Below are 7,156 nucleotides of genomic sequence, written 5' to 3'. Positions count from 1 at the left end.
AATATCAATATTCAAATGATAAAATTTTCTCTATTGGGTGAAACAATACTGGAATGGAACGATAAAGATATCGAGCATTACCATGCACGGCGTATGGCAATGGACAGTATGCTCTGCCGTTTCAAGGATTACAAGGAAATATATATCGAAACCGAACGAATTATCATTCGAAATTTCAAACAGAAGGATGCCGAAGGGTTGTTGGAGTATCTTTCCCATCCGCGTGTGAATTGCTTTGCCGGAGACCGCCTTTGTTCCAGAGAGGCGGCATGGGCATATATGCAGTATTCCCCGAAAGACATGCTGCGCTATGCGGTGAGTCTGAAAAAAGATGACTTTATTATCGGTGACGTGTTCGCTTTGCGTGAGAATGAAGACACTTATAATGTGGGGTGGCATTTCAACAAACGTTTTGAAGGCAAAGGATTCGCTTGTGAAGCGGCAGCCGGATTGTTGGATTATCTTTTCCGAGAGGCGGGCGCACGGCGTATCTATGGATTTGTGGAAGATGACAATATCCGCTCCAAACGCTTATGCGAACGTCTTGGTATGCGCCGCGAAGGATGTTTCAAAGAGTTTGTGACATTCGTAAACAATCCTGACGGCTCCCCAAAATATGAAGATACCTGTGTTTATGCCATTCTCGAAAAAGAGTGGAATACCATCCGTCAGTGGTGACACACCAAACCTATTATGAATTAATACAAAACAAGAAGAAAATATGAACAAGCAATTCATTATCACGAATTTCGCCGCATTTGCTCTCATGCTGTTCCTGCCGACCGGATGCAGGCAGGCGGACGGCAAGCAGGATGCGGTGCAGAGTTATCGGGTCATAAAGGTCGCGGCAAGTCCGGTGGAAATCTCCGAGTCCTATTCCGCCGCCATACGCGGACGGCAGGATGTGGACATCCTGCCGCAAATATCCGGGCGCATTATCCGTCTGAAAGTGAAAGAGGGTGAACGGGTGAAGACCGGTCAAGTATTGGCTGTAATTGACCAAGTGCCCTATCGGGCGGCATTACGCACGGCGCAGGCCAATGTCAGCGCGGCACAGGCAAAAGTGGAAACGGCAAGAATCGAGCTGCGGGGCAAGCAGGCATTGTTTGACGAGAAGGTCATATCCGACTACGAGCTTTCTCTCGCCCGGAACCAACTGGCAGTGGCGTGTGCTGAACTCGAACAGGCAAAGGCACAAGAATCGGATGCACGCAACAATCTCTCCTATACGGAAATCAAAAGCCCGAGCAACGGAGTAGTAGGCACATTGCCCTATCGCATCGGTGCGCTTGTCGGTCCCAATATGGCACAGCCTTTCACGGTCGTGTCCGACAATGCGGAGATGTATGCCTATTTCTCCATTTCGGAGAATATGCTACGGCGATATTTGGCTCGCTATGGCTCGATTGACAGCATGATAGCCGGGATGCCGGAAGTGGGCCTGCAACTCAACGACGGCAGCCTGTACAAGGCGAAAGGACGTATTGAAACCGTAAGCGGCGTGGTGGATCCTGTTACCGGAACGGTACAAATCAAAGCCCTGTTCCCCAATCCCGACCGCGAACTGTTGAGTGGCAGCATCGGCAATGTCATCCTTCAAAACCCGAAAACGGAGGCCGTAACCATTCCCATGACCGCCACCGTGGAACTGCAGGACAAGATTATCGCTTACCGTCTGAAAAACGGACAGGCGGAAGCCGCCTATCTCACGGTGGACCGCCTGAACGACGGCAACCGGTTTATCGTAAAAGAAGGTCTTTCGGTCGGTGACACCATTGTCGCCGAAGGCGTGGGACTGGTGAGAGAAGGCATGAGCATAACCCCTAAAAACGAAACGAAATGAACCTGCGATTTTTTATAGACCGCCCGGTGTTTTCGGGCGTTATCTCGGTGGTGATTGTACTGTTGGGCATGATTTCCATGTTTTCCTTGCCGGTGGAACAATACCCCGACATCGCACCTCCGACCATCAACGTATTCGCAACTTATCCTGGAGCAAACGCTGAAACTGTGCAGAAGGCAGTGATAACCCCTCTGGAAGAAGCCATCAACGGCGTGGAAGACATGACCTATATGACTTCCACGGCATCGAATACGGGCGATGCTTCCATCGACATCTATTTCAAGCAGGGAACCAACGCGGACATGGCGGCGGTAAACGTGCAGAACCGCGTGAACGGCGCGCTGAGCCAGCTTCCGGCGGAAGCCACCAAGACCGGTGTCACCACTGAAAAGCAGCAGAATGCCGAACTGATGACTTTCGCGCTCTATTCGCCCGATGACCGCTTCGACCAGACCTTCCTGAACAATTACGTGAAAATCAATGTCGAGCCGAGGCTGAAACGTATCAGCGGCGTGGGAAAGGCACAGATGTTCGGTTCCAACTACAGCATGCGACTTTGGCTGCGTCCCGACAAGATGGCGCAATACGGGCTTATCCCCGATGACATATCCACCGTACTCGCACGACAGAACATCGAGGCCGCCACCGGCTCCTTCGGTGCCAATCATCCTACCGCCAATGAATACACGATGAAATACCGCGGACGCTTGTCCGGCGCGGAAGAGTTCGGTGAGTTGGTCATCAAGTCACTGCCGGGCGGCAATGTGCTTCGGCTGAAGGAGGTTGCCGATGTGGAACTGGGCGATGAATACTACAACTATTCCTCCGAAGTGAACGGGCATCCGGCAGCCATGATGCTCATCAACCAGAAAGCCGGGTCCAATGCTTCAAGCACCATCAAGGAGATTCACGAAGTGCTTGACGACCTCAGCCGGGACTTGCCCGAAGGGACGGAATTCGTGGTGCTTACCGATACCAACAAGTTCCTGTATGCTTCCATCAATTCTGTTATCCGGACACTTATTGAAGCGATACTTCTGGTTATCGTGGTGGTATATGTATTTTTGCAAGATATTAAGTCCACGCTTATTCCTACGATATCCATTTTCGTCTCCATTATCGGTACGTTCGCCGTGATGTCCATGATCGGCTTCTCCGTCAACCTGCTCACCCTGTTCGCGCTTGTGCTTGCCATCGGAACTGTGGTCGATGATGCCATTGTGGTGGTGGAAGCGGTGCAGGCGAAGTTCGACGAGGGCTATCAGTCTGCGGTTCTCGCGGCTGATGATGCCATGAAAGGCGTTTCGTCGGCTATCCTGACCTCTACCATCATCTTTATGGCAGTGTTTTTCCCCGTTGCCATGATGGGCGGGACTTCGGGAGCGTTCTACACGCAGTTCGGTATCACGATGGCTGTTGCCGTGGGAATCTCGGCAGTCAATGCCTTCACACTCTCACCGGCACTTTGCGCGCTGCTGCTGAAACCCTATATCGATGAGCAGGGCAACACCAAGAACAATTTTGCAGCCCGTTTCCGTAAAGCGTTCAATGCCGTCTTCGACCGTCTGAGCCGACGCTATGTACGTGGAGTGATGTTCATTATCCATCGCCGATGGCTGTTGTGGAGCATCATAGGCATTTCTTTCGGGTTGCTGGTGCTGCTGGTCAATGTCACAAAGACGGGACTTATTCCCGAAGAGGACACCGGGACGGTCATGGTGAGCATGAACACGAAGCCCGGCACATCCATGGCTCAGACAAGTAAGGTGATGGAGCGTATCAACAGCCGTCTCGACAGCATCGGCGAGATTGAATACAGCGGTGCGGTCGCCGGTTTCTCTTTCAGCGGTTCCGGTCCCTCGCAGGCGATGTATTTCGTGACACTCAAAGACTGGGAGCAGCGTAAGGGAGAGGGGCAGTCGGTCAATGATGTCATCGGAAAGATTTATGCCGCCACTTCGGATATTCCCGATGCCACGGTGTTCGCCATGTCGCCTCCGATGATTGCCGGGTACGGCATGGGAAACGGTTTCGAGCTTTATTTGCAGGACAAGGCGGGCGGAAACATCGCCGCCTTCAAGGAAGAGGCAGACAAGTTTGTCGAAGCCTTGTCGCAGCGACCCGAAATCGGCGAAGTCTATTCCTCCTTTGCCACGGATTATCCGCAATACTGGGTGGATATCGATGCCGCCAAATGCGAACAGTCGGGTGTGTCGCCCGCAGATGTGCTTTCCACATTGTCGGGCTATTATACCGGACAATATGTTTCCGACTTCAACCGGTTCTCCAAGCTCTACCATGTGACCATGCAGGCTCCGGCGGAATATCGTGTGAATGCGGAATCCCTGCACCACATGTATGTGCGTGCCACCGATGGCGGCATGTCGCCTTTGAGCCGGTTCGTGCGCCTGACCAAGACCAACGGCCCGTCAGACCTCACCCGTTTCAACCTGTTCAACGCCATCTCGATTAGCGGGTCTCCGGCTCAGGGCTACAGTTCGGGGCAGGTGCTCGAAGCCATCGGCGAGACGGCACGTGAAGTGCTTCCGTCAAATTACACATACGAGTTTGGCGGCATTTCGCGTGAGGAAAGCAAGACGACCAACAATGCCACGCTTATATTCCTGCTCTGCATGGTTCTGGTCTATCTGATTCTGTGCGCCTTGTATGAGAGCGTGTTCATACCCTTCGCGGTTCTGTTGTCGGTGCCTTGCGGACTGATGGGCAGTTTCCTGTTTGCGTGGCTCTTCGGTCTGGAGAACAACATCTACATGCAGACCGGACTTATCATGATTATAGGCCTGCTTGCCAAGACAGCGATCCTGCTTACCGAATACGCCGGTAAACGGCGGTCGGAAGGCATGACGCTGGCACAGGCGGCATACAGTGCGGCAAAAGTCCGCCTGCGCCCCATATTGATGACTGTGTTGTCCATGGTGTTCGGTCTTGTCCCGCTGATGATGGCGCACGGAGTGGGTGCCAACGGCAGCCGTTCGCTTGCCACAGGTGTAATCGGTGGAATGATTGTAGGTACTTTGGCTCTGTTGTTCCTTGTGCCGTCATTGTTTATTGTATTCCAATATATCCAAGAACGTGTTAAGCATAATTAAATGAAGAAGACAGTAATATATATCATATTGTCGGGATGGATGCTTGCCGGCTGTGGCACATACAGCCGGTATCATCGCCCTGACCTCTCAACGGAGAATCTGTATCGGGACATGCCGGCGGACATTGATACAATGACCATCGCGTCCCTGTCGTGGCGGGAAATGTTTACCGACCCGAAACTCCAGTCCTTGATTGAAACCGGACTTGAACGGAACGCAGACCTCAATGTGGCACGGTTACGCGTGGAAGCGGCAGAAGCCGTCCTGATGACTGCCAGACTATCATATCTTCCATCACTGGGACTGACTGCCGAAGGTAATGCCAATAAACATGACGGAGCAACGGCAAAGACATATAATGTGGGAGCGTCGGCAAGCTGGGAACTGGACATCTTCGGCAAACTTACGGCGGCAAAGCGTGGCGCAGCCGCCGCATTACAAGGAAGCCGTGCCTACCGGCAGGCCGTACAGACACAGCTTGTCGCCACTATTGCAGACAGTTACTACACCCTTGCCATGCTTGACGCACAAATGACAATAAGTAACCGGACTTTGGAGAACTGGCGGACTACCGTACGCACTCTTGAAGCGTTGAAAAAAGTGGGGAAATCAAACGAGGCTGGCGTATTGCAGGCAAAGGCGAACGTGATGCGACTCGAAGCATCCCTGTTATCCATACGCAAGAGTATTTCCGAAACAGAAAACGCCCTGTCTGCGATACTTGCCATGCCGTCACACTCGATTGGACGAAGTGATCTGGCCGAGGCTGCTTTCCCCGATACTGTCTCGATCGGAGTCCCTTTGCAACTGCTTTCCAACCGTCCCGACGTGCGTCAGGCTGAAATGGAACTGGCGCAAGCATTCTACGCCACCAATGCGGCCCGTGCCGCCTTCTATCCCAATATTACCCTCTCGGGAATTCTTGGATGGACTAATAACGGCGGTGGCGTAATCGTAAATCCCGGACAATGGTTACTTAATGCCATCGGTTCCCTGACACAGCCGTTATTCAACCGGGGCGTAAACATCGCCAACTTGAAGATAGCCAAAAGCCGTCAGGAAGAAGCCAAACTGTTGTTCCGGCAATCATTACTGAACGCAGGAAAGGAAGTGAACGATGCTCTGACCGCATGGCAGACGGCAAAATCGCAAATTGAAATCAATGCTCGGCAGGTTGAAACATTATGCGACGCTGTGCGAAAGACAGAATCGCTGATGCGTCATTCCAATACCACCTATCTGGAAGTGCTGACCGCCAAACAGTCTCTTCTCGAAGCGGAAGTGCAACAGTTACAAACTCGTTTTGAACGCATACAAAGTATAATTAAACTTTACCATGCGTTGGGAGGAGGAATGTAACTTTACAAGAATTATAACCTAATACTGAACCATGTTGTGTAATTTTTATATTTCAGTCGTCATAAACTTATAAATAAGTAATTTAGTATGCAAAAACAAATTAAAAAGTCTTCTCTTTTTTTGAAGAGAAGCAACACCTGACCCACTTCGCTACCGAACAGGATGTAGCAGAAGAATTGTTTGAGTTACTCTTAGAAGCGAGAGAACTCTATCTTCAGGATGTGATTTTGAATGGCAAGCGGTATGACCGCTATGTGGATGACTTCATCAACAGTCATCGGTATATCAACTGCAACAGTGCAATTTGCCGAAACTGCCACGAGATGAACATCCACATCGTCAAGGGACTGCTGAACGAATGCGCCCACCTTATCCAGCCTCTTTTTGAGGCATCCGACTTCTCCTTTGAGAAGTGTATGGAGTTACAAAGGAAGTATGACCGCTCGGAACCGTTGCCGCCATACAGTTGGCACGGAGCAAGGGGGCTTTTGTGTATGGCATCTGCAACGTCGTGGGTGCCTCTATCCCAAGAAATACGGATTCCGGGACATACATCCATGTAGGACCTGAGATAGGTGTGGCTTCTACCAAGGCTTTTACAGGACAGGTAACGGTGCTGATGCTGCTTGCCCTCTGCGTGGGACAGATGCGTGGTACTGTGGATGATGCAACCGTAGAGAGGATTGTCCGGGAGTTGAAGAACATGCCCCTATATATCCTAAAATCCGCAAGCAATCTCAATGGCAATCTCAATTGCAGTAAAGAGCTTGAACACTATGCATCATGATAGTATGAGCGTGAATTTTGTCCGATTTGTGCATACCTTCCCCTTACCCCACAATGC

Annotated in this window: 4 protein-coding genes and 2 pseudogenes; all 6 read left to right on the top strand. The window is 51.3% G+C overall.

The genetic code is table 11. The annotated features are described in order from the left end of the window. Window positions 1-138 precede the first annotated feature (138 nt). On the top strand, window positions 139-678 hold the full coding sequence (locus H3001_RS18345; protein ID WP_032939761.1) for a GNAT family N-acetyltransferase: 540 nt from the start codon (window positions 139-141) through the stop codon (window positions 676-678). A gap of 43 nt (window positions 679-721) precedes the next feature. Continuing rightward, complete coding sequence (locus H3001_RS18340; RefSeq protein ID WP_005816213.1) at window positions 722-1,843, top strand: efflux RND transporter periplasmic adaptor subunit; 1,122 nt, start codon at window positions 722-724, stop codon at window positions 1,841-1,843. Then, window positions 1,840-4,953, top strand: a complete 3,114-nt coding sequence (locus H3001_RS18335; RefSeq protein WP_005816215.1) for an efflux RND transporter permease subunit — start codon at window positions 1,840-1,842, stop codon at window positions 4,951-4,953. The genes H3001_RS18340 and H3001_RS18335 overlap by 4 nt, the downstream gene beginning before the upstream one ends. Beyond that, a complete protein-coding gene (locus H3001_RS18330; RefSeq protein ID WP_005816221.1) occupies window positions 4,954-6,312 on the top strand; it encodes an efflux transporter outer membrane subunit in 1,359 nt (452 codons plus the stop codon). It begins immediately after the preceding gene. A gap of 137 nt (window positions 6,313-6,449) precedes the next feature. Further along, a pseudogene (locus tag H3001_RS18325) lies at window positions 6,450-6,764 on the top strand (hypothetical protein); the annotation flags it as partial. Continuing rightward, window positions 6,761-7,099 (top strand): annotated as a pseudogene (locus H3001_RS18320) (SIS domain-containing protein); the annotation flags it as partial. The pseudogenes H3001_RS18325 and H3001_RS18320, both read left to right, overlap by 4 nt. Window positions 7,100-7,156 lie beyond the last annotated feature (57 nt).

The sequence above is a fragment of the Phocaeicola faecicola genome (assembly GCF_013618865.1).
GTDB lineage: Bacteria > Bacteroidota > Bacteroidia > Bacteroidales > Bacteroidaceae > Phocaeicola > Phocaeicola faecicola.
The sequence above is the reverse complement of the archived record's forward strand: the minus strand, read 5'-3'. Positions and strand labels throughout refer to the sequence as shown.